16 protein-coding genes are annotated in these 23,496 nt (G+C 46.9%); 8 read left to right on the forward strand and 8 right to left on the reverse strand.

Annotated elements, in window-relative coordinates; genetic code table 11:
* Positions 1 to 959 precede the first annotated feature (959 nt).
* From AB9P05_RS07165 to AB9P05_RS07175, 3 genes are all read left to right on the forward strand, one after another.
* The gene (locus AB9P05_RS07165; protein WP_371908134.1) at positions 960 to 3,302 is read left to right on the forward strand and encodes an N-acetylmuramoyl-L-alanine amidase; all 2,343 of its coding nucleotides are present in this window, start codon (positions 960 to 962) and stop codon (positions 3,300 to 3,302) included.
* Between the two features lie 73 nt (positions 3,303 to 3,375).
* Positions 3,376 to 5,961, forward strand: a complete 2,586-nt coding sequence (locus AB9P05_RS07170; RefSeq protein ID WP_371908135.1) for a peptidoglycan DD-metalloendopeptidase family protein — start codon at positions 3,376 to 3,378, stop codon at positions 5,959 to 5,961.
* A 96-nt stretch (positions 5,962 to 6,057) separates the two neighbouring features.
* The gene (locus AB9P05_RS07175) at positions 6,058 to 9,003 is read left to right on the forward strand and encodes a T9SS type A sorting domain-containing protein (protein ID WP_371908136.1); all 2,946 of its coding nucleotides are present in this window, start codon (positions 6,058 to 6,060) and stop codon (positions 9,001 to 9,003) included.
* A gap of 52 nt (positions 9,004 to 9,055) precedes the next feature.
* Here AB9P05_RS07175 and AB9P05_RS07180 read toward each other — a convergent pair whose 3' ends face one another.
* From AB9P05_RS07180 to AB9P05_RS07195, 4 genes are all read right to left on the reverse strand, one after another.
* A complete protein-coding gene (locus AB9P05_RS07180) occupies positions 9,056 to 9,799 on the reverse strand; it encodes a HEAT repeat domain-containing protein (RefSeq protein WP_371908137.1) in 744 nt (247 codons plus the stop codon).
* Between the two features lie 268 nt (positions 9,800 to 10,067).
* Positions 10,068 to 10,406, reverse strand: coding sequence for a hypothetical protein (locus AB9P05_RS07185; RefSeq protein WP_371908138.1), 339 nt, complete (start codon positions 10,404 to 10,406; stop codon positions 10,068 to 10,070).
* A gap of 177 nt (positions 10,407 to 10,583) precedes the next feature.
* Positions 10,584 to 11,297 (reverse strand): YebC/PmpR family DNA-binding transcriptional regulator, encoded by a 714-nt coding sequence (locus tag AB9P05_RS07190; protein WP_371908139.1) that lies wholly within the window; start codon positions 11,295 to 11,297, stop codon positions 10,584 to 10,586.
* Positions 11,298 to 11,788: 491 nt separating this feature from the next.
* Positions 11,789 to 12,133, reverse strand: a complete 345-nt coding sequence (locus tag AB9P05_RS07195) for a hypothetical protein (protein WP_371908140.1) — start codon at positions 12,131 to 12,133, stop codon at positions 11,789 to 11,791.
* A gap of 351 nt (positions 12,134 to 12,484) precedes the next feature.
* Here AB9P05_RS07195 and AB9P05_RS07200 point away from each other — a divergent pair, with 351 nt between their 5' ends.
* Positions 12,485 to 12,610 carry a hypothetical protein gene (locus AB9P05_RS07200; protein WP_371908141.1) on the forward strand — a complete coding sequence of 42 codons (126 nt, stop codon included), beginning with the start codon at positions 12,485 to 12,487 and terminating at the stop codon, positions 12,608 to 12,610.
* A 201-nt stretch (positions 12,611 to 12,811) separates the two neighbouring features.
* Here the strand turns inward: AB9P05_RS07200 and AB9P05_RS07205 are convergent, their stop codons facing one another.
* The 3 genes from AB9P05_RS07205 to AB9P05_RS07215 form a co-directional block, all read right to left on the reverse strand.
* Positions 12,812 to 12,961 (reverse strand): hypothetical protein, encoded by a 150-nt coding sequence (locus tag AB9P05_RS07205; RefSeq protein ID WP_371908142.1) that lies wholly within the window; start codon positions 12,959 to 12,961, stop codon positions 12,812 to 12,814.
* Positions 12,962 to 13,157: 196 nt separating this feature from the next.
* Positions 13,158 to 14,777 carry an ABC-F family ATP-binding cassette domain-containing protein gene (locus tag AB9P05_RS07210; RefSeq protein WP_371908143.1) on the reverse strand — a complete coding sequence of 540 codons (1,620 nt, stop codon included), beginning with the start codon at positions 14,775 to 14,777 and terminating at the stop codon, positions 13,158 to 13,160.
* Between the two features lie 128 nt (positions 14,778 to 14,905).
* On the reverse strand, positions 14,906 to 16,531 hold the full coding sequence (locus tag AB9P05_RS07215; RefSeq protein ID WP_371908144.1) for a hypothetical protein: 1,626 nt from the start codon (positions 16,529 to 16,531) through the stop codon (positions 14,906 to 14,908).
* 279 nt (positions 16,532 to 16,810) lie between these two features.
* On the opposite strand from AB9P05_RS07215, the gene asnB reads away from it, so the two are divergent.
* A complete protein-coding gene (gene asnB / locus AB9P05_RS07220; RefSeq protein ID WP_371908145.1) occupies positions 16,811 to 18,712 on the forward strand; it encodes an asparagine synthase (glutamine-hydrolyzing) in 1,902 nt (633 codons plus the stop codon).
* A 38-nt stretch (positions 18,713 to 18,750) separates the two neighbouring features.
* On the opposite strand, the gene AB9P05_RS07225 is transcribed toward asnB, so the two are convergent.
* Entirely contained in the window at positions 18,751 to 19,218 is a 468-nt protein-coding gene (locus AB9P05_RS07225; protein WP_371908146.1) for a hypothetical protein, read from the reverse strand.
* A 427-nt stretch (positions 19,219 to 19,645) separates the two neighbouring features.
* On the opposite strand from AB9P05_RS07225, the gene AB9P05_RS07230 reads away from it, so the two are divergent.
* The 3 genes from AB9P05_RS07230 to AB9P05_RS07240 all read left to right on the forward strand — a co-directional run bounded on the left by AB9P05_RS07230 (position 19,646) and on the right by AB9P05_RS07240 (position 23,492).
* Entirely contained in the window at positions 19,646 to 21,580 is a 1,935-nt protein-coding gene (locus AB9P05_RS07230) for a fasciclin domain-containing protein (RefSeq protein WP_371908147.1), read from the forward strand.
* 107 nt (positions 21,581 to 21,687) lie between these two features.
* Entirely contained in the window at positions 21,688 to 22,731 is a 1,044-nt protein-coding gene (locus AB9P05_RS07235; RefSeq protein WP_371908148.1) for a sensor histidine kinase, read from the forward strand.
* A complete protein-coding gene (locus tag AB9P05_RS07240) occupies positions 22,728 to 23,492 on the forward strand; it encodes a LytR/AlgR family response regulator transcription factor (RefSeq protein ID WP_371908149.1) in 765 nt (254 codons plus the stop codon). The genes AB9P05_RS07235 and AB9P05_RS07240 overlap by 4 nt, the downstream gene beginning before the upstream one ends.
* Positions 23,493 to 23,496: the final 4 nt, after the last annotated feature.

The raw sequence follows: 23,496 nt of genomic DNA on the forward strand, positions 1-23,496 counted from the left end.
AAGATAAAAAGCCCCTTACATGATATAGCCGTCAAGTTAACCACCCATTCCCCGAAAGTCGGACCTCTTCCCTGGGGGAGCATAGCCGTCAAGCTAAGAGTTGATCCAATGTAAATTACCCTCCTGGGAGCCGGGGTCGCGACCGACTCGGCCTCAAATGGCCATTTGGAACTCAAATAAAGATTCCGGAGCTGGGGTCTTTCAGATGGAGTACGCAGGCGACTGGGTTAGACTGTAGGTCTAAGCTGAAATAATGGATTATTGCTCCAGCTTTGGACCCACCCCGGCGTGAGCTATTGCCATTCCAAAGTAAATTTCTGCGCCTGCCCGACGTGTGCGTCCCCAGTCCCAAAAGGGGACTAACTTCTTATTAATTGATTTACAGTAATTTGTGTGCTTAACTTGACGGCTATGCCTTGGGGGAGGGGAATTGCAGTACTGCTAGCTAATTACAGGTCTTTACACCTTAGCTTAATGGCTATGCCTTTCATGGAGCAGGAGGGACTCTATTATAAAAAAGGTTAATGTTGATTATAATAATTATTTAATATTAAATTTAATTCGATCTCCGAAAACGTTTGAATAATGCATTAAACAAGTAAATATAATACCGTTATACCGATTACTATTATTGGCTAATTAAATTAACTAATCGCGTAATTCACTTATTTTCAATATGAAATAAACAAAACATTGAACTATATAAAGAATATCATATTTTGAATTTTATTATACAGAAATATTGTGTTTATATTTGCATTACAACAAACTCAAACCGCTATGATCTCCACAAACTCTAAAAAGAGCTTATTCTCATAACTCTCTGAAGAAGGTCTGCATACAGGTCTTTGCCTACATAGTCCTGATCTGAGGACCTGAAACCTGCCTTGAACGCATTTTGAGCCCCATAAGCGGGGGCGTATACCCTTGTATTATATTTTCAACCCAAAACAGATGTTATGTTAAAACAACTACGCTATGTCATATTGATTTTGCTGGTGGCCGGACAGGCTATGGCCCAGGAAAATACGATCCCCGGGGAAGGCAAAATGGAGAAGATGATCGACTTTACCCAGGATGTACGCACGGAGAGCGGGCGTAAAGTTGCGGCCAATCGCCTGGCTTTATCAGATAAGGCGGCTGGCCAGTTTACCTCTGAGGTTATTGCGGTAGGTATTACGAATGCCAAGCCGTTTATCACATTGGCGGCCACGCTGTGGGGAACAGGTCTTGAGGACTACACGCTGAAGTTTGAATACCAGCATGCGGAAAATGGTGAATGGTCGGACTGGAAAGAGGCTGGCTTCGATGGCCATGCTGATGGTGATGAGGGTGGCAAGCTGGTAACTCAGCTACAGTACCTCGATCCTACTACGGAGGAGGTTCGCTTCAGAATCACCCTCCTGGCATTTGGGGATATGAACCCTGTGCTGGAAAAGATGCAGTTTAACCTGTACAGCCCCGGGGAGCAAGAGGAGGATTTTAAAAAAGCGGAATCACCTAGGGGACAGCGCACAAGCGCGACTTGCCCTAAGCCTGCCACGGTGAGCCGGAGTGGGTGGGGTGCGCGTGCGCCGAGAAGTGGTTACAGTTATACGAACGTGACTCACCTGGTCATCCACCACGAGGGTGGCGGGGCCTCGCCTTACCGGTCTAACTGGGCGGCTGTGGTACGCAGTATCCAGAATTACCACATGGATAATAACGGGTGGTCGGATATTGGCTACAACTTCCTGGCGGCTCCTGACGGTACGCTCTATGAAGGCCGTGGCGAGAACGTAATCGGCGCACACTTCTGTGGTGAAAACAGCTATACCATGGCTGTGTGCTACATGGGGGATTACTCTATTTACTCACCTGCTGCGGCAGGCATGCGGGCTATAGAGGATCTTTTTGCCTGGAAAGCGAGTAAGAACGGTATAAACCCTACGGGGTCTTCTTATCACTACAGTGTGGGGGGCAGTCTGGCGAATGTATGCGGACACCGGGACAACGATGGGTGTACTACATGCCCGGGGGGCAACCTGTATGCTTATATGTCTACGATACGGAACAACATTCAATCGATCATAAATAACGGCTGTAACTCCAATGACACCCAAGCTCCTACGACGAACATATCTACATCGGCAACATCTCCTACGGATGATTTTACGGTTACATTTTCGGATAATGATAATGTGGGGGTGACTGACAGGTTTTACCAGGTACTGGAATGGCGAAATAACGAGTGGCGCGGTAATCGTGGTAATGGTTTCTACAATGATAACTTCGGAGACCAGTCTATCTTCAGCGACTATACGATAGGTGATGCCAGTGACCCTACCAGCGACTGGCGGGGGACGTGGACGGAAACAAGTGATGGCAGGCTGAGGCAGTCTAATACGACGGCTACTAATACAGGCATTACGACCTTCTTATCACAAACGGCTCTGAAGCCTTACCTGTACAACTTTGCGGCCAGGGTGGTGAGTACGAGCGGTCCACAGAAGTTTGGTATGCACATTATGTCGAGCAGTAATACGCACCGTGAACGTGGGGTGGGCTACCTGGTATGGTTTAACATGAGCACACAGGAGGTGCTGATCTACAAGACGAGTAATGTATCACCTGAACTGACTTTTGTAAAGAAAGAGACGATCAGTGTGACGGAGACAAACTGGAACGACTACAAGATTTACTTTGACCCTATAAGTGGCAACCTGAGGGTTTACATTAATAACGGGGTGGTGCTGAACTGGACGGACAGCTCACCGGTGCAAACAGGTAATTATATCTCGCTACGTACAGGGGAGGCTTCTGTAGAGTTTGATGACCTGAAGGTGTTCAAGTGGCGCAGCAGCGGTAATGTTATGGTAACGGTCAGCAATTTTGCGGCAGGTAATTATGGGGGTGATGCTCGCTTTGCTCCGCCAAACAGCACGGATCCGAGTTGCAAAGTCAAAAGCTATGTGAAGGATGGGGCAGATAACTGGAGCAACTTCGGTAATCTGGATGTGCGGGTTACGCCGTGTGCTACGTGCAAAATGGGCGATGAGGTAAGTGAAAGGGTTGAACTGATGCCGAACCCGGTGAAAGGTCACTCGAGCATACACTATGTCCTTGCTGACCGCAGTAAGGTGTCAATCCGGATCACGGATACGAATGGTCGTCGCCTGGCTACTGTGCGGGAAGAAACACAGGAAGGTGGCAGGCATGCAGTAGAAATAGGTGGCTACTTCGACAAGCTGGCAGCAGGTACTTATCTGATACAAATTGAAACAAGCAACGGTTACCGTGTAATCCGCGCGGTAAAGCGTTAAAAACATACCAATCATCATGTCCGGGACACTGCCCGGACATGTTTTTTTATTCACCATTGTAATCATTCCAGTTATGAAACATCTTTATTATGCGGGCAGCATGCTGCTGGTGCTATTAATGGCTATGGCAAGTACCATCGCGGTAGCTCAAAAGCCCCGGGCTATCTTTCACAAGGGGGACGTGTTATATTCCACAACAGGTGATGATGCGAGCCTTACCGCACTGGGTGCAGGCATGAAAGTAAGGCGGTCTGCCGTAGTGGAAACGTCAGAGGTGGCCCACTTCCCTACTCAAATGAGGACTCAGCCTGTAACGGCTGAGGGTTACGTTTTTTTTCAGGCGCTGAAAAGCCCGTATGCTGATGAGTGGCTTTACATGGAGCGCGAGCAAATGGGTACAAATTACAGCTTATACCTGTTTGACGCTGCCACCGGAGAGAAGGTGAAGGTCTTTGACGAGGGGGCTGCGCCGGATAAAGGATATGCTTTTCGCCCTATTGCATGGTCTTCCACCCCAGATGAGGTATATATTGAGGCGGTAATACTCAATAGCCCCTGGAATCACGAAGGGGTCTGGCGCTACAACCTGGTCACGGGTGAGGCTGAAAAGGTTATTTCAGGGGAAAATACGGTATCCACACCGGTGATAAGCCCTGATAGAAAAGCGTTTTTGTACCTGGGTACGACTGAGAACAAAAAAAATGAAATCCACTATACGGCAGACGAGGTGCTGAGGTATTCGGTGGAGGAAAAAGCTGTGGAGGTACTAAGCCGTGAGGCTGGTGTGCCGCATTTTGTCACCGGATGGGTGGCAGACAAGACAGACCGTGACGAACTGTTGCGCCTGGAGGAGGAGGATCCTGATAAAAAGGATATGGCAGGTCGCAAAGGTTCTCTTGAAAATGCGCTTACGCAAACGATAGACTTTTACCTGCCGTGGGACAACGGCACGTCTTACTGTGTGTCTCGCCACGGCTCACCGGCGCCTACGGGCTCGCAAACGAGCCAGGGTTATTGCGGCTCTCCTTATACGGGCTTTACTCCTCACAGTTATGTGGCTATCGACTTTGACACGCCAAATGGTGTGTATGATGCGATACGTGCGGCAGCGGAAGGCACGGTGATCACAAAGGCGTATACGGGGGGCTATGGAAACCTGGTGGTGCTGGAACATGCAGATGGTACTCAAACGTACTATGCGCACCTTACCTCTTATGCCAATATAAGCGTGGGCCAGTGTGTGGGTAAAGGTGAAGTGGTAGGCGACGGCGGTACTACGGGTAATAGCACGGGTGACCACCTGCACTTTGAATGGCGCTCGCCGGGGGGCAGCAGCCTGCACTATCCTAGTTTTGTAGAAGCACAGGGTACTCCCCGCCAGGCTTACCGCTATACGAGTGGCAATGTGCCTGTGGTGTGTGGCGGTGGTTGTGCAAATGACGCGCAGAATCCGGTTACTTCTATCACAGGACCTTCATCGGCGACTTCTAACTTTTCGGTAAGCTTTTCTGACTCTGATAATAGGGATATCACGGATCGCTTCTACCAGGTACTGGAGTGGAGGAATAACGAATGGCGCGGTAACCGGGGTAATGGTTTTTATAATGACAACTTCGGTGACCAGTCTCTATTCAGCGACTACACGATAGGAGCGGCTAACGACCCTGGCAGCGACTGGAGAGGGAACTGGTCTGAAACTTCAGGCGGAAGATTATACCAGTCTGATGGGGTATCTACGAACACGGGTCTGACGACTTTCCTTTCGCAAACGGCGCTGGCTCCGTACCTGTACCACTTTGCGAGCCGTATGGTGAGTACGAGCGGCCCTCAGAAGTTCGGCATGCACATAATGTCGAGCAGCAATACGCACCGTGAGCGGGGCAAGGGTTACCTGGTGTGGTTTAACCTGAGTACGCAGGAGGTACTGATCTACAAAACGAATGATGTGGCGCCGGAGCTGACTTTTGTCAAGAAAGAAGCTATAAGCGTAAGCACGGGTTTCTGGGCAGACTATAAGATTATGTATGACCCTATATCGGGCAGGCTGGATGTATTTGTAAATAATAACCAGGTGCTGAACTGGACGGACTCCTCACCTATTCAGACGGGTAGCTATATCTCGCTGCGTACGGGCGAAGCGGCTGTGGAGTTTGATGACCTGAAGGTATATAAGTCGCGCAGTAGCAGTGCGACGGTAACGGTAAGTAACTTTGGGTGTGGCCAATATGGTGGTGATGCCCGCTTTCCTTCACCGGACGGCACCTCGCCAAGTTGTAAGGTGAAAAGCCTGAGCAAGGACTGTGGCGACAACTGGAGTAACCTGGGTAACCTGGATGTGGTGGTGACGCCTTCCAGCACCTGCCGCCTTAGCCTGAACAGTGAGGATGAAGGCATAGACATGCAGATCATGCCTAACCCGGCGGATAATGGCAGTCGTGTAAACGTGATGTTCCATCAGCAGGAGGCAGGTCTTATCACGCTGACACTGTTTGACATGACGGGACGCAAAAAGGTACAACTACTGAGCGACTACCTCAGTGCGGGCGAGCACAGCCTGGATGTGAGCGAGCCGGTATCGGGACTGCAGCCAGGGGTGTACCTGATCCGTATGGAAGCAGCGGGCTCACCGGATAAGGTTATCAGGCTGATAAAGGAATAACCGCCTGACCTCAACCAATCCACAACAGACTTCGGAGCCCTTGGTGGCTCCGGGGTCTGTTCTTATATCAAATCATTTTTCTAAAAACATACAGCTATGAAACATATCTTTTACGGCCTATGGGGCATGATGGCGCTTTGGCTACTCACACTGTCTGGGTATGCACAATCCGGAGGGGGCATTACTTTCCGGGTAAATGATGAATTTACAGGCTTCCGTCTAAAGCAGGCTACAATACGTGTATGGCAGGGGAAGCAATTGATAGAGGAACTACCGGCACCGTATGGTACGGCAACTTTTTCGGGGAGCGAAGGGGCATATGACTTTACTATAGTGGCACCAGGCCATGAGGAAATGAGAACGCACTTTACGCTGAGGGGTGAGGAGTCTATCAATGCGGATATACAGATGAGCCGCCCGGAGGGCGAGGGGAAGCCGGGGCGTGAGGTAAATGAACGCCGCAGTGCCAGGGAACGAGAGGTAACGATGGTAGAAGGCTTCGTGCGAGACGAGGACACAGGCAATCCGCTGTGGGGTGTAAAGGTAAACCTGAAAGGGGGGGTAGCGACTACGGATGAAAGCGGCTACTTTAAGCTGGAAACTGTACCTGGCAAGCGTAATGAGAACGGCCTGCCGGATGAAACGGAGATACTGCTGACCAAACCGGGCTACCGTGGGTACCGGATAGCGGACTTTCGCCCTTTTGCAGAGGCTTTTATATTTAAGATAGGCATGAATAAAGCTGGCCGGGAAGATAACGGCCGAGTGATGGATAGCCGCAGCGACAAGATTGGTATAGAGCTGGACCATGAAGGCAATATGGGTAAAACGACAGACCAGCAGGCTTATGAGGAAAGACAACAGCGCAAAATGGATGAGATTACTGCGAACAGTAATGGTCGCATTTACTTTCAGGCACCGCCTTCATCTATCCGGATTGGTACTGGCTGCTCTTGCCGGACAAGCTGTTCTAATGTGGTGGTATACTCACTGGAGGATTACGTAGGCAGCGGTGTAAATGACGAATGGTACCCTAGCTGGACGCCCAACTCGCACCGTGCGGGGGCGGTGGCTTACCGTACTTACGGTGCCTATCATGTATACAATCCGGTAGCGACGAACTGGGATATAGTGAACAACACATGCCGCCAGGCCTGGGACAGTGACGTGGCTCAAAGCACGGTAGATGCGGCTGCCTATACGGCGGGTATTATGGTAGAGAAGAATAACAGCTTCTTTTTTGCGGAGTACTCTTCTGAGAATAACAATAGTGGTTGTGGTAATGGCTATGCGGGCACAGGCTCATCATGGCCGTGTATCTATGATCCGCTTTGTTCGGGACGGGCGAGCTTTGGCCATGGCCGGGGCATGTGTCAGTTCGGTACGCAGTTCTGGTCGCAGGACGGCAAAGACTTTGCCTGGATCTGTAACCACTACTACAATCCGGGGTCTGCTTACCTGACGGGTCCTATCGAAATACAGAGTGGGAGTCTGAGTGCAAGTACGGTGGCCCCGGGCAGCAGCACGACGATCACATACAACCTGAGAAATTACTCTACGTTACAGCCGCGAATAATGCTGGGGGCAAGTATAGCAGGGATAGGGGGTGATGCGGCTAACGATAAGAAGGTGAGTGTGCCTAATGGCACGAGCAGCCATAGCCGCAGTTTTAGGGTACCTTCCGGCGCCAGCCAGGGTACGTATGATCTTCAGCTTTCGCTTTGGTTTGATGTGAACGGTGATAATGCGATCACGAGTGTGGACTTTCAGATAGAAAACTACATCCTGACGGATGGTATTACAGTGGGACAGCCTGATAACACGGCGCCGGTAGCGACTATCTCAACGAGCAGTACGAGTGTGACGTCTAACTTTTCAGTCACGTTTACAGACAGCGATGCGGGTACGATCACGGACCGCTTTTACCAGGTACTGGAGTGGCGTGAAGAGGCCTGGAGGGCGAACCGGGGCAATGGTTTCTATAATGATAACTTCGGGGACGAATCTATCTTCAGTGATTATACGATAGGTGCAGCGAATGACCCTAACAGTGACTGGCGGGGTAGCTGGTCGGAGACGGCGACTGGCAGGCTGTACCAGTCGGATGCAACGCCTACTAACACGGGGCTGACGACTTTCCTTTCGCAGACGGCTCTTGCGCCTTACCTGTATCACTTTGCGAGCCGCATGGTGAGCACGAGCGGACCGCAGAAGTTTGGTATGCACATTATGTCGAGCAGCAATACGCACCGTGAGCGGGGTAAGGGCTACCTGGTGTGGTTTAACCTGAGCACGCAGGAGGTGCTGATCTACAAAACGAATGATGTGGCGCCTGAACTGACGTTTGTGAAAAAGGAAGGCATAAATGTGGCTACGGGCCAGTGGGTGGACTATAAGATCATTTATGACCCTATAAGCGGTGTGCTGAGGGTGTATATTAATAACAAGTTTGCACTGACATGGACGGATCCCTCTCCTATATCTTCGGGTAATTATATTTCGCTGAGGACTGGTGAAGCGGGGGTGGAATTTGATGACCTGAAGGTGTATAAATCACGAAGCGCGGGAAACCGGACGGTAACGGTAAGCAGCTTTGCATGTGGCCAGTATGGTGGAGACGCGCGCTTTCCTTCCCCAGATGGGGTTTCTGCAAGCTGTAAGGTAAAGAGCCTGGCTAAAGATGCGGCAGACAACTGGAGTAGCCCGGGCAACCTGGATATGACCGTGAACCCGGTAAACAACTGCCGCATGGATGGCGAAGGGACAAAGGCCCGGATAGAAGCGCTAATTGTGCCGAACCCTTCAGGAGGGGAAGAAGTAGACCTGATGTTTAGTGTAGGAAAAGAGGGTAAGGTGAGTGTGGCGCTCTATGATCTGTCGGGCAAACGAAAGGAAATGATCCTGGAAAAACACCTGGCAGCAGGGGATTACAAGCAGGATTTATCAAAAGCGGTAAGCAAGTTAAGCCCGGGGGCTTATTTAATCCGGATAGAGCAGGAGGGGGAAGCAGAGGATAAGGTAGTTCGTCTTATTCGCAAGTAATTAACGAACCGGTTTATGGGAAAACACTGGTAGTATTGCTGCCGGTGTTTTTTTATGCGACACTAAGGTTAGCCTTCACCACGCGACTTTTGATCTTCTCTATGCTTTGTGTGAGGATTCCTTTGAAATGCATGTCGGTGGTATGCTGGGCAGATTCCCTAAGGACGGTGAGGGAGTGACGTGTACCGATGGTTTCGAGGGTAAAGCAGATAGCCATCTTTACTTTATAGCTACGGCTATATTTGAACTTCCTTATAAGAAGGCTCTCAATATTAGGGTGCTTGCAATTACGGAGAGCGCCAATGGCCTGCAGCTTCAGAGCTACATTGCGACTGTTCATCTGGCTTACAATGGCTTCGGGAAACTCTTTTCTGCCTTTGCCTATTTCTCCCATTCCGCTTAGAAGGGCAAGCTTATTTGGGATATGTTCTTCGTGCTGGAGGCGCTCTAACAGAAACTGATATAATTGCTGATCGCACCTGTTTTTACACATGTGCGAAAGGGCGTAATAAATATGGCGCTGCAGGTGCTGGTAGTCGGGATGGTCCAGCAGACGGGTGAGTTCGCGCTTATCAAAGTCGGTGTACAAGAGGGAGGCTCTTTTCCGTGCGTACCAGGAAACGAAATAATCACTACTGATAAGCCTGGACTGATGCTTTTGCAGCAAATCAGAATAAAGCTCATCGGAATCCATCAGTCTGAGCAGGCCTATAAGGTCGCTTTTAAGCAACTTCCGTTCCAGCTCCTGTCGGGCTTTGCGAAGTTGTACGGTGATTTTTACCGGACTGGGAAACACTTATTTGGTATTAATGTTATAAGCGGCCGTTTTTATGCCTCTGCAATTATATTTCAAACTTAATCAAATTATTGAATAATTCGCTCATTTGCAAGTATATAATTAACAGGCATTTACCTTGCCTGTCGCATTTGGGAGGAAGGGGGCAAATGCTAATCAAACGCATTTTTGAATAATTTTTTTCTCAGGAGATTGTAATTTTAAAATAAATAAAGAGCCAATTTATCATATGGCTCTTTATAAAGATCAACTGCTATCTGACCAAAGATTAATTACAATCTCCAAGGTCTGTTACGCTATTAGCATTAAGGAGGCAATTGCTGCAATCTGCATCTGTTTGCCAATTGCCGGTGAGTGACACCTGATCTCCTGCGCCAATAGCGGGGAAATTGTACAGGCTTACGGAAATGGTCCGTCCATTTATTGTATTTACGAAATAGCACCCGTCTACTTCAAAAACACACCCCTGAATGGTGGATTGCCCGCTGGGACAGGAATAAAATGTGGCGTTGCCTTCCTCCCGGGGACTGGGTTCAGATGTAGTAAAACTGAGGGAAGCCCCGGTGAAAAGCAAGGCTAAAAAGGCAATGAAAACTGTCTTTTTCATGGCATATAGTGTTTAGTGAAAAATTAGAAATTCCAATGCAGGCGGCACCTATGCAGCCCGTTAAATAAATCACCAAACCATCTGACTGTAAGACACCTGTAATTTAATATCCCCTTTTTTTTCTTATAAAAAAAACCGCTGCCGGGGGCAGCGGTTGGTATGTGATCCGCAGGGTATTTACTGAATATTTGTAAACACGGCCTGTACGTCATCATCTTCTTCAATCTTATCAAGTAGCTTGGCTATGTCCTCCATTTGTTCATCAGTGAACTCTACGGGGGTAGTAGGAAAGCGCTGCAGGTTACTTTTTTGTATCTCGATGTTAAGTCCTTCGAGGGCTTTGGTCATCGCACCAAATTCGGTCCAGTCTGAATAGGCATATACTTTACCGTCTTCTTCTACTTCCATGTCTTCCATACCTGCATCGATTAGCTCGAGCTCGAGGTCGTCACGCTCCATACCTTCTGGCATTTCGAACTCAAACACGGCTTTTCTGTCGAACATGAACTCGAGTGAACCTGTGGGGACCATAGTGCCTCCGGACTTATTGAAGTAGCTCTTGACGTTGGCTACGGTGCGTGTGGTATTGTCCGTAGCGGTCTCTACAAATATGAGCACGCCATGGGGCCCTTTGCCTTCGTAGTTTACCTCTGTGTAATCGGTGGCATCACGCCCTGCTGCGCGTTTGATCGCATTATCAATGTTATCCTTAGGCATGTTCTCTGCCTTGGCGTTTTGTATGGCGGTGCGGAGCCTGGGGTTCATCTCAGGGTCAGGTCCGCCTTCTTTTGCAGCAATGGTGATTGCTTTGGCCAGCTTGGGGAATAGTTTTGCCATTTTTCCCCAACGCTTCATTTTGGCGGCTTTACGGTATTCAAACGCCCTTCCCATAGTTAATTTCAGGTTTAATTTTACGGAGGCAAATTTAGTGAATTGGTTTCTATCCTGAAATGCCTAATTGTGTGGTTTACTAAGGGTATTTACTGGAATCGTGTTGTAAGAGTAAAAACCAGGAAACAGCACACGCATAAAAATAGTACAAAATTGGTAATGCTACCATGCCTGACCGAACGCTAGTAAAACCTAAGCTGAACGCTACATAAACAATAAGCGAAGGAGTAGCGAATCAGAAGCGAAGGTTTATAGGGGTAAAATTGGCGGAAAACCGGAAACAATAGACGGGTTAGAGGGAATACTATATTGTAAAAGTACAAATACCTAACGTTAGTATCAATAACTGACGGGTATTAATTGTGGGGCTATAGGTATTGACTATCAGGATTAATATGTCAAAAACTGATGGAGAGCTTTCCAGAAAGTAATGGAAAACGAAAAAGCAGAGCCAGTGACTCTGCTTTTGATGTATTTGAAAAGGTTTTTCCTTAATCTACAAAGACGGAAATTCCTAGAGACAAATTGATATTACCCTGGTGAGCGGGTTCGACATCAATAAAATCTGCATCTATAAACACTTTTGACCTAAAGTAGGTATATCCCAGTCCGATATCAATAGCGACATTGTCATTCACAAATACGGCTAGGCCGCCTCTAGCATTTGCTGAGAAGAGATTGGCATCTAATCCACTCCATGATTTTCCGATACCGGCACCCGCTTCAAAAAAGGGGGTCACATAACTGTCGGAAAAATAGTACCGGATGAAGGGACCTCCGAGAATGGCTATAGCATCACTGCTTTGATTTGAAGTGGAGAAATTAGAATACCCCAAATCGGCATTTATACCCAGAATAAGGTTTTCAGCGACTACTTTTCCTACTTTGGGTGAAATAGAAATATCAAATCCTTTTGTATCACCTTCATTTGCAATAGTAATAGGAGCTATTAAAGGAGGTAGATCCGCTAAGGAAGGTTCTGCCTTTTCCTACCTGCGCACTTGCCAGTGCAGGAATAGCCACGATGGTTAACATTAAAATAGTTTTTTCATGTTTATATGTTTAGGGTTGATTTAAAGTAAAAAAGAACATTGTAAACGGAAAAAATATTTATCAATATCATCAACGGCCATATAGTTTTATTTATGGTTATACCGGCTTGTAATTATGTGCTACTGATTGTACCAATGCCTGATACGGACCTGAGGTCTACAGGGACTGGCAAGGCCGACGGCACTGACGAAGGTAGCATGGGCTCCATTTTACTGGAACTGCGGGGTATTTTCGCCATAGTCCAGGTAAGGGGGCTGTAATAAGCAAATGTCTGGCGTATGCGCCAGTGACTGTGGGGTTGCCTACATTGAGGATATCGAAGCTTAGCTGAATGGTATTGGCCTTAGCGCCTGCTTGAAGTTGAGGTTCTGCAGAACCTTTACATTAAGCAGGTTAAACCAGGGGCTGATGGTTCCGGTGGGCATATCCGCCACTTTACTGGCTCAGGTATTCGGCCTGCTCTATTCTATATAGGCATTGAGTCTGTTCCACTGGGGGGAGGCTGAAATGACTAGGTTGCGGTCACCGTCTACGATATTGACAAGGATTATTTCTGATTCTGTTTGGGGCAGGTAGATGGGCTGATCAGGGAATATACCGCCGGGGTTCATATCACGGGCGCAGGTATAGCTAAAACGTGGCCTTGAGGGGCTTGGAAAAGGCGCTAATGGCTGTGTTAGACTTACCGTTGCGGTAGCTGAACTGCCGGCTGGGGCTATGCAGGTCTGGCCCTAAAAAAAATCCGCATAAAACAGCCTTGATGGGCATTTTATGCGGATTAGTTGAGGTTTTTCTATTTGCCTTAAATCAGGCGTATAGAGCCTCCCTCTGGGCGGCTATTTCTTCACTCTCAATATAGTGATCAAATTCCATAAGCTTATCGAGCATTCCCTTGGGGCTGATCTCTATGATACGTGTAGCCACGGTCTGTGTAAAAGCGTGGTCATGCGATGTAAAGAGGATGGTGCCGGGGAAATCGCTGAGGGCATTATTGAGGGCCTGGATAGACTCGAGATCAAGGTGATTGGTAGGCTCATCGAGTATGAGGAGGTTAGCGCCTGAAAGCATCATGCGTGACAGCATGCACCTTACTTTTTCACCACCGGAAAGCACCTTGGCTTTTTTCATTACTTCTTCGCCTGTAAAGAGCATTTTGCCGAGGAAGCCGCGGATGAATACGTCATCTGCCTCGCCTTCGGCATACTGTCGCAGCCAATCCATCAGGTTTTTGTCGACGCCTTCGAAAAACTCTCCGTTTTCATTGGGCAGATAGGCGGTGGTGATGGTTTGTCCGAACTTAAATTCTCCTGCATCGGCCTGGAGATCGCCCATGAGAATCTCGAAGAAGGCGGTAATGGCCCGGCTATCTTTACTGAGTACGGCTATCTTATCTCCCTTATTAACGAAGAGGTCGAGGCCCTTGAAGAGGGTTTCTCCTTCTATTGATTTTGTCAGCCCTTTAATTTCTAATATCTGGTTACCGGCCTCTCTCTCCTGCTGAAAGATAACGGCAGGGTAACGGCGGGTACTGGGCTGAATATCGTCAACATTGATCTTATCCAGCAACTTACGGCGGCTGGTTGCTTGCTTACTCTTAGCGGCGTTGGCGCTAAAGCGGGCAATGAATTCCTGCAGTTCTTTTTTCTTCTCCTCGGCTTTCTTATTGGCAGCATTGCGCTGCTTGGCGGCAAGCTGGCTACTCTCATACCAGAAGCTGTAGTTACCGGTATATAGCTTGACTTTGCCAAAGTCGATGTCCACGATATGGGTACAAACGGTATCGAGGAAGTGACGGTCGTGAGAGACTACGATTACTGTATTCTTGAAATCAAGAAGGAAGTCCTCAAGCCACATTACGGTATGGATGTCAAGGTCGTTGGTAGGCTCATCGAGAATAAGGACATCGGGATTACCAAAAATAGCCTGGGCAAGTAGCACGCGAACTTTTTGGTTACCGCTGAGGTCGTCCATCTTTTTGTAATGATCGGCCTCGTTGATACCGAGTCCACTTAACAGGGCGGCAGCATCGGGTTCGGCGTTCCAGCCGTCCATCTCGGCAAATTCGGCCTCCAGCTCTGAGGCGCGGATACCGTCCTCTTCGGAGAAGTCGGGCTTGGCATAGACGGCGTCTTTTTCCTGGATAAGGTTCCAGAGCTTCTCATGGCCCATCATTACGGTGTGTATGACAAGATGCTCATCAAAAGCGGAGTGGTCCTGCTTTAGTACGGCCATGCGTTTGCCGGGATCTAAGGTGACGTGGCCAGAGTTGGCATCTACTTCACCGGCAAGAATCTTGAGGAAGGTACTTTTACCAGCCCCATTGGCCCCTATAACGCCATAGCAATTGCCTTCTGTAAAGCGTATATCGACGTCTTCAAATAGAATGCGCTTCCCAAACTGAAGCCTTATGTTATTAGCTGCGATCATGTCTTAACTGCAAATGAGCGGCAAAGGTACGGATTTATAGGCAGAGAACCAGCAGGATAGAAAGGCAATAAAAAAACAGGCCTGCATATGCAGGCCTGAATATTGTACTAGGTTTTGTAATCCGGAGATTACAGGCAAGGTAAAGTGATGGTAAGGTCGCCGGATGCGTTTACTGTGACACTGATGGTACCGTTACTGCCGTTACTGCCCCAAGAGTAGCCATTGAGGCTGACGGGGGTATTAACAAAGGCATGCAGATTTATAGGACTGCCATTCAACAATCCGCAGGCGGTGAACTGGCCACTGGCATTCGTTACTCCTAGTATATTAGTGGCACTACCAGGGAAGGTATTGTAACCAATAGCAATGCCGGCGGGGCTGGCACCATTTGAACACACCACGGTTACGTTAGTAGGGTTAACACACTGTGCACTGGTCACGTCGATATCACCAAAGCTGCCACAGGGGGTGAATGTTCTGGATTCAAGTAAATTGCCACTAGAGTCAAAAACAAGGATAACGAGGTTACCAAGGTCGGCAGGAAGGTTACGAAGGGTGATACTCTCGGTTCCGGAAGCACCTACCGTAATATTGCGCTGAGCATATGCCGTTACTTTTTGTCCGTTAGACGCACTCCGGATCTCAAACTTATAGGTTCCGGGGGCGGCGGTGAAGTTAAACGTCAGATCAGGGCATACGGTCCCTTTATAATCCAGGTTCCAGGTACTAAGGTGGGTTACTCTGGCAATAGCTACCAGTTTTTGGGTCTCTTCACTACGGCGAAACTCCATGGACTGGCCTTCATTGACCCAGGCATCCCGTTCTTCATCAAAGCTCCAGAAGTCTACGGTCATACCTTCTTTAAGGGGCTGTCCATTAGGACCGGTTGTGGTTTTCTGATCCAGTTCGAACTCAAAGTTAATGGCGTTGGAGAAGTATTTAACCTCCACCCCGTCTACCCACATATTTACATCGGTCATACCGAGGGAACGGAAGGGTACAGGGCTATCAATACTACCGATAGGCTCCTGGCCCCCTCTGGCAAAAACATTTGGTGTGGAAAGTGGAGCAGGGGCAGCATCCATGGCAGCCGAGCTGCTTGAGGCGAAGAGGCGGCTATTGATCTGCAGGTTGTTACCTGGTATTACCTGACGATTTGCATCCAGGAACCGCGTGCCGGCAGGAATTCTGATAGTAAAGAACTCACGACTGGCTCCCTGGGTACGTGAAATGATCTGGTTTTGAGCCTGACCGTTAAGGATAGGGAAGCTACCACTGGCTGTGCTTATCCCTTCCATCTTAGTGTCTACCTCGATCATACGTACCTCTACTGCCACCGGTTTATTATCACTGATGATAAACGTTCTGGTCTGGGGAACAAATCCTGACGAACTGACATCTATAGAAAATGAATAGGGTAGGTTGGCTTTATCCGTAAGGGCTAGTGATATGAGGCCATGATCGGTAGTGATACTGGCCTGTGCCTGACCGCCTGCTGTGCGTACTTGCCCGGCGGGATCATTAAGTTTAATTGTGGCTTTGTAGGGCTGGTTTGTAGCGCTTTTATCAGCATTTACGAAAGTGAGGTTGACTTTCTGCCGTAATTCGTCTGATACTGCTACCGCACTTTCCTGGGGGCCGGGCTGGCCGGATTCAGAAAAATCTTCTTCATTAAACTGGCAGCGCTGCATTAAAACAAGGGCCAGAACCATACTCATGGGTAGCACTAGCCACCTCAAAACATTCTTTCTCATAGCATTAAGTGAATTTGATTTTAATTACACTTAATTTACTTCAGAATAAGTAAAACATGGATTGACCTGTGACCTGAAGAGGGATATATGCAGCTATTTGCATTTTTATTCCAAAACATACACCAAAATTAAGGGTTTCCCCTTACAATTTCGGGAAACTCTTTAACGCGTTGATCTAAAGGCTTTCCACTGATATCTGACCGTTGTTACAACGCTTACCATGGTGTATTTTATACAGTTATGCCTTATCCAAAAAAAGGTTTCCTATTTTTGCCTGCTATGTGTGGGATCACCGGAATAAGAGCATTCAATGAAGTAGGCAGAGTGCATATGATTAATCTCTCCTCTGCCACGAGGGAACTAAGTTCAAGGGGACCTGATGATCAGGGGCTTTTTGATACGTACTATGTGGGGTTAGGCCACAGGCGGTTATCGATTATAGACACCAGTCATGACGGGCATCAGCCTATGTCGGATATATCGGGACGGTATACTATCGTTTTTAACGGTGAGATATTTAACTACCGGGAGCTTCGTAAGGACCTGGAGAATAAGGGGCAGGCTTTTCAGTCTCACACTGATACTGAGGTGCTGCTATACTTATATATTAATGAAGGGAGGGGCTGCCTTGATAGACTGAATGGCTTTTTTGCCTTTGCTATTCATGATAAATCTGATGACTCGCTATTTATAGCGAGGGACCGAATGGGCATAAAGCCTCTATACTATTATGCTGATGAGGATAAGGTGGTCTTTGCCTCAGAGATTAAAAGCCTGCTTGCTTACCATATCCCCCGCTCTATTGATTTTGAATCTCTCTATCACTACCTGCAGTTAAATTATATCCCTTCTCCTCACACTATACTAAAGGATGTGTATAAGCTGGAGCCGGGACATTATTTAACCATAGGGGGAAGGGAGATAGCCTCAGAAAGGTACTATACTGTACCATACGGGGGGGAAAGGACTAACACAGAGAGAAGCTATGAGGCATGCCAGAGGGAACTGGTGAACCTGCTGGAGGATTCAGTATGTAAGAGGCTGGTTGCTGATGTGCCCCTTGGGGCTTTTCTGAGTGGCGGAATAGACTCTTCGGCCATCGTTTCACTCGCTTCGCGCCATGTACAGGGCCTTAATACATTTAGCATCGGGTACAGGGACGAGCCGTTTTTTGATGAGACAAAGTATGCGAAACTGGTGGCGGATAAGTTCAGGACTGAACATACTGTATTCTCGCTGACGAATAATGATCTGTATGCGCACCTGCATGGGGTGCTGGACTACCTGGATGAGCCTTTTGCTGACTCCTCGGCTTTACCGGTGTATATTCTGAGCCGGGAAACACGGAAAATTGCCACGGTGGCGCTTTCGGGGGATGGTGCTGATGAGCTTTTTTCGGGTTATAATAAGCATATGGCTTTTTACAGGGCTGCCAAGGGGGGGCTGGCACCGGACTTAATTAAAGCGCTGCTGCCTCTGTGGAAGTTGATGCCTCAGTCCAGACAAGGGAAGCTTACTAATAGGGTGAGGCAGTTGCGCCGGTTTGCTGAGGGTATGAAGTTACCAGCTGATACACGATACTGGCGGTGGGCGATTTTTACAGAGGAGGGGGAAGCAATGAATATGCTTTCTGAAGAGAGTAAAGGCCACCTGAACAGGGATGAAGCTCTGCAACGGCAGAAAAAACTGCTGCAGCATATAAAAAAGGGAAGGGATATAAACGAAATACTATACACGGATGTGCACCTGGTACTGCCGGATGACATGCTTGTAAAGGTGGACCGTATGTCAATGGCTAACAGCCTTGAGGTACGGGTACCGTTTCTGGATCACAGGGTAGTGGAGTATGCTTTTGGTCTTCCTGAATCATATAAGATTGGGGCAGGAATGAAGAAGCGTATTCTTCAGGATGCATTCAGGGATATATTACCTGCTGAATTATATAAGCGACCAAAGCATGGCTTTGAGGTACCTTTATTAAAATGGTTTAGAGGGGAGCTAAGGGGGATGATTGATAATGATCTGCTGGGGGATGACTTTATAGCTGATCAGGGGATATTTAATACTGAGGCGATACAGGGTATGAAAAAACAATTATACTCAGCTAACCCGGGAGACATACATGCGAGGGTATGGGGTATGATTGTGTTTCAATACTGGTATAAGAAATACTTTAAATAAAAAAACCCGGAGATCAGATGTCTCCGGGTGAGGTTTGATTATTTATCAAACAGGAAGTATTTGTATTTATTACCTACCTGCTGGTAACCGATCTGATTTCTTTTCTTAAGATCAGAAGCGGCGATACGAATGGCAGCGGTTGTTTTTTCAAGGTCCAGTTTAGGCTCCTTATCTACAATCTCTGCGGCAATATCGTTAGTAATCATAGCGCCCTTTTCATCGAGCACATAAATGATTTTGCCCTTCCAGGTCAGTGATTCACTGTATTCTGAAGGTACTTTTATAGGTTTGTTAGCTTTAGAAGGACGGCCTACCTTACCTCCTGTGGAGGTTCCGCTACTGGCAGTACTTGTGCTACCAGGTGTACGGCCTCTGCGAGGCTTCTTTTCCTTGCCGGTGGCCGGGTCGCCACCAAAGCCAACAATTGCATTTTCGAGAGCTTCGAGCTGCTTCATAAGCTCAGCCCGCTTCTCATACAATTGGCTAAGTAAATCTTCGTTAGTCATCGGCGAAAAAATATTAAAGTATGAATGTAAATATTTCCAAAATAAAATTACTTAACACTATCAGGCCGTTAATATAATATATATTTTCTACGAACTCATAATAATTCTCGACAAGAATAGCTCTTAAGCATATATTTCTTGAAATAATATTCATATGAAAAAGCTAACACGGATAGGAATTGTTATTATTTCAGCCCTTATTTTTTTAAAAGGTTATGTTTTTTGGGGTACTAAGATTAATACTTATCCCTCTTTTACTACTTCTGCACTCTCTCATTCCAAAATAAAACGTATACACTACAACTCATAGCGATAGGACTACCGTTCATGCCGTTGGGCCTGGTGTTTTTTAAGTTACTGACATACAAATGGGTACACGTAAGGTTGATGCAGTATCTAATGTCAACCTTAAAATTAAACTAATGCAATGAACAAAGTCATCGACTCTTTAACACATGTCTGCACCCGGGGCTACGGGCTGGCCCTCCTGGCAGGACTATTTTTTTTGGCTTCTTGTAATGATGATAATGACTCACCATTAACTCAGGATAATGACCTGTCGGAAGTTATTGCTGAGAACCCGGAGCTATCTTCATTTGAGGCTGCTTCTGCTGATATAGAAGAGGTATCGGGACTACTGCGCGGTACTGAAAGCTACACAGTATTTGCACCGGACAATGAGGCGTTTAACACATTCCTTAACGGAAGATCACTAAATGATATCCCTGAAAACGTACTCAAAAATGTATTACTTAACCATGTAGTGGCAGGTCAGCTCCGCGCAGGTGATCTGGAGAATGGTACACTGACTACACTTGGCGGAAGTGATATAACTGTTGCACGCCAGGGAGATTCATTTTTACTTAATGGTAACGTTCGTATACTGGCAGCAGATATTGAGGCGAGTAATGGTATTATCCATGTGGTAAATGCTGTAATGGATCATGAGGAGGATATGTCTATGGGTTCTATTGCCGAAGAGGTGGTAAACAGAGACAATCTGTCTACTCTGGAAGCTATACTGACAAGTGGCAATTATGACGCTCTGCTGAATGCAGCATCTGATCCGTCTGCAGACCTTACTCTTTTTGCTCCGGACAATGAGGCATTTGCTAACCTGCTTATGCTATTGGATGTAGAGCTGGGCGACATTCCTACGGGTGTGGTGGAAGATATTCTGATGTATCATATCCTGGGTGAAAGTGTGATGTCTGGTGAACTGATGGATGGTACTGCAGCTACAACTATGCTGGGTGAGGATATTACTGTTATGATAGACGGCGGCATGGTAACGCTTAACCCAGGTGACTTTGCTGTGATGGTGGAGGAAGCTGATATTGAAGCGAACAATGGTGTAATCCATCAGATTGGCGGTGTACTGGTGCCTCCTTCTGTACAGAGTATATTAGGTACTGTAGTTGAGCCTGCTTACTTCAGTAAAGATTTTACGACGCTGGTAGCAGCGGTAGTAAAAGCAGATTTGCTTGGCGCTCTGCTGGCGGCTGATGGTGTTACGTTATTTGCGCCAACTAACCAGGCATTTGAGAATGCAGGTATTAATGTAGATGATCTTGACGGGGAAACTCTGGCAAGGGTATTAAAGTACCATGTACTGCCTGTTAATGTTCCTGCGGGTGACCTTGTAGCTATGCTGGATGCGGACTATGAGGCTCCTGTAAACCAGGTGTCGGCACATACATTATTAGGTGATAATTATGAGCTGTACTTCAGCAGGCTGAACGGTATGTTCTACATAAATGGTGATACGAAACTGGATCCGGCTAATATTATGACAGACCAGGGAACGGTTCATGTGCTTCCTGAAGGAGTACTGATGCCGCCTACTATGACCATAGCAGAAATCGTTCAGATGTATGCCAGTGGTGAAGCTGAAGGAACGGATGAGGATGGTGAGTTTAATGTATTGCTTGCTGCGCTCACCCGTGCTACTAATGAGGGTGGTTTTGACTTCCTGGGCGCGGTATCTAACCCTGAAGCCAACCTGACTGTATTTGCTCCTACGGATGAGGCGTTTATGAAGCTTCTGAATATTACTAATCTTTCACAACTGGAGGATATACCTGTGGAGGTATTAACGGATGTACTGCAATACCATGTGATTATAGTACCTTTCTTTAGTGTAGATTTGCTTAACAATAATGCTCCGGCAACCCTATACTCTAGTATCTCTATCCAGGTAACCGATAATCTGACGATTGTAGACAGGGAAGATGATAATATGGATGCGAACATTATTATTGCCGATGTAAAGGCTACTAATGGTGTGATCCATGCGATAGATAATGTGCTGCTACCTTTTGACCTGGTAGATAATGGCGGAGAAGAAGATGATGAGAATTAAGAGATCAAATTAGTGATCTATTAAAATTCATATTAAATAGCCCGTGCATGCGTGCGGGCTATTTTTTATACCCAAATGGATTTACCACAGCCTGATTACTATCTGACATGTTTTATATAAAATACAGATACTTACTGGTTCTTGCACTGGCTGTTTACTCCTACTTTAACATCTTGTTTACGGAAGGAGATCAGCTATTGGATAACCGCATGCTGGATCAGGTAATCCTATTTTTTATTATTTCAGGTATAGTACTCACGGTTTGGGAAGGAAACAGGTATATAGAGTGGCGCCTTAGAAATAATAAGGTGCCTTTCAGAGGAAAGGCGAACCCGCTTATCATATTTTTTCTACTATCCCTTATTTCTGTAACACTTATTACTATCCTCACGCTCAGCTTTTTTATAGTGCTTACCGGTGAGGCATTGCCGAGTGTATTAACGGAGGCTAAGCTAGCCTTTAGCTTTGCCTTTCGGATAAATCTTTTTCTTAACTGTATTCATGGGATTGTGTACTATATGAAACAGTATAAGATAAGTCAGTTGCAGGCTGAGCAGGCGCATAAAGCTACGGCAGAGGCTCAGTTTGAATCACTCCGAAATCAGATAAACCCCCACTTTTTATTTAACAGCTTCAATGTTCTCTCTTCATTGGTATATGCTGACCCGGATACTGCTGCTACCTTTCTGAGGCAGTTATCTAAAGTATACCGGTACCTGCTATATCATCAGGAGGGTGAGAAGGTGTCGCTTAGCCAGGAGCTGGAATTTATAGATGCCTATCTGTATCTTCTTCGTATCCGGTTCGGCGAAAACCTGAGGATAAATAACGAGGTGGCGGGTCACATTGCGGAGGTGTATATAGCACCGGTGTCTCTTCAGATGCTTATTGAAAATGCAATAAAACATAATGTGGTCTCTTCTAAACACCCGATGACTATATCGATATACCTGGAAGGTAATGATGCCTTACCCGCATGGCTTGTGGTGGAAAACACGCTGAATTTGAAAGAAACACCACCGGAGTCGACGAACCTAGGCCTGAGCAACATAAAACAGCGCTATAAGTTTATAAGTCAAAGAGAGGTATCTGTACAGTCGGGCCCTGATACCTTTAAGGTTAAACTTCCGCTTATTTCCAAAGACCAATGAAAGTTGTCATTATAGAAGATGAACCACTGGCCTCGGATCACCTGGAGCAAATGATCAATGCTACCCGGGAAGATGTCGAAGTAGTGGCAAAATTAGATTCTGTAGAAGATGCCGTATCGTTCTACAATGAATCCGGTATTACTCCTGATCTGTCATTTATGGACATACAACTGTCTGACGGGCTGAGCCTGGATATCTTCAGAAAGGCCAGCGTACCATCGCCGGTCATATTTACTACGGCCTATGATACTTATGCCCTGGACGCCTTCAAAGTTAACAGTGTTGACTACCTGTTAAAGCCGATTGATCCTAAGGAGTTGGAATTAGCTATTAAAAAATATCAGGATATATACCACCAGCCCGCGAGGTTTTCTGAGGGTATGGTGGAAACCTTACGGAGCGGATTGTTTGGGAAGTATCGTAAACGGTTTGTCATACGAAACGGCAGCAACTTCAAGGTCAGGAACGTTGATGAGGTAGCCTATATTAGGGCTGAAGGGCGGTCGGTTTATATATATACTAAGCCGGATGGAAGAAAGTACCTTATTGATCATACAATGGAGGAGCTCGAAACAAGCTTGTTAAATCCGGAAAAATTTTTCAGAATAAACAGGCAGTTTTTTGTCTGTGCAGAGAACATAGTTGAGGCCAAGAGTTATGTAAATAGTCGCCTGAAGGTCATACTCGACACACCATGTGACTATGAACTAATCGTGAGCCGGGAACGGGTACCTCACTTTAAAACCTGGATTGCCAGTTAACTAT

This window comes from Roseivirga sp. BDSF3-8 (genome assembly GCF_041449215.1).
Taxonomy (GTDB): Bacteria; Bacteroidota; Bacteroidia; order Cytophagales; family Cyclobacteriaceae; genus JBGNFV01.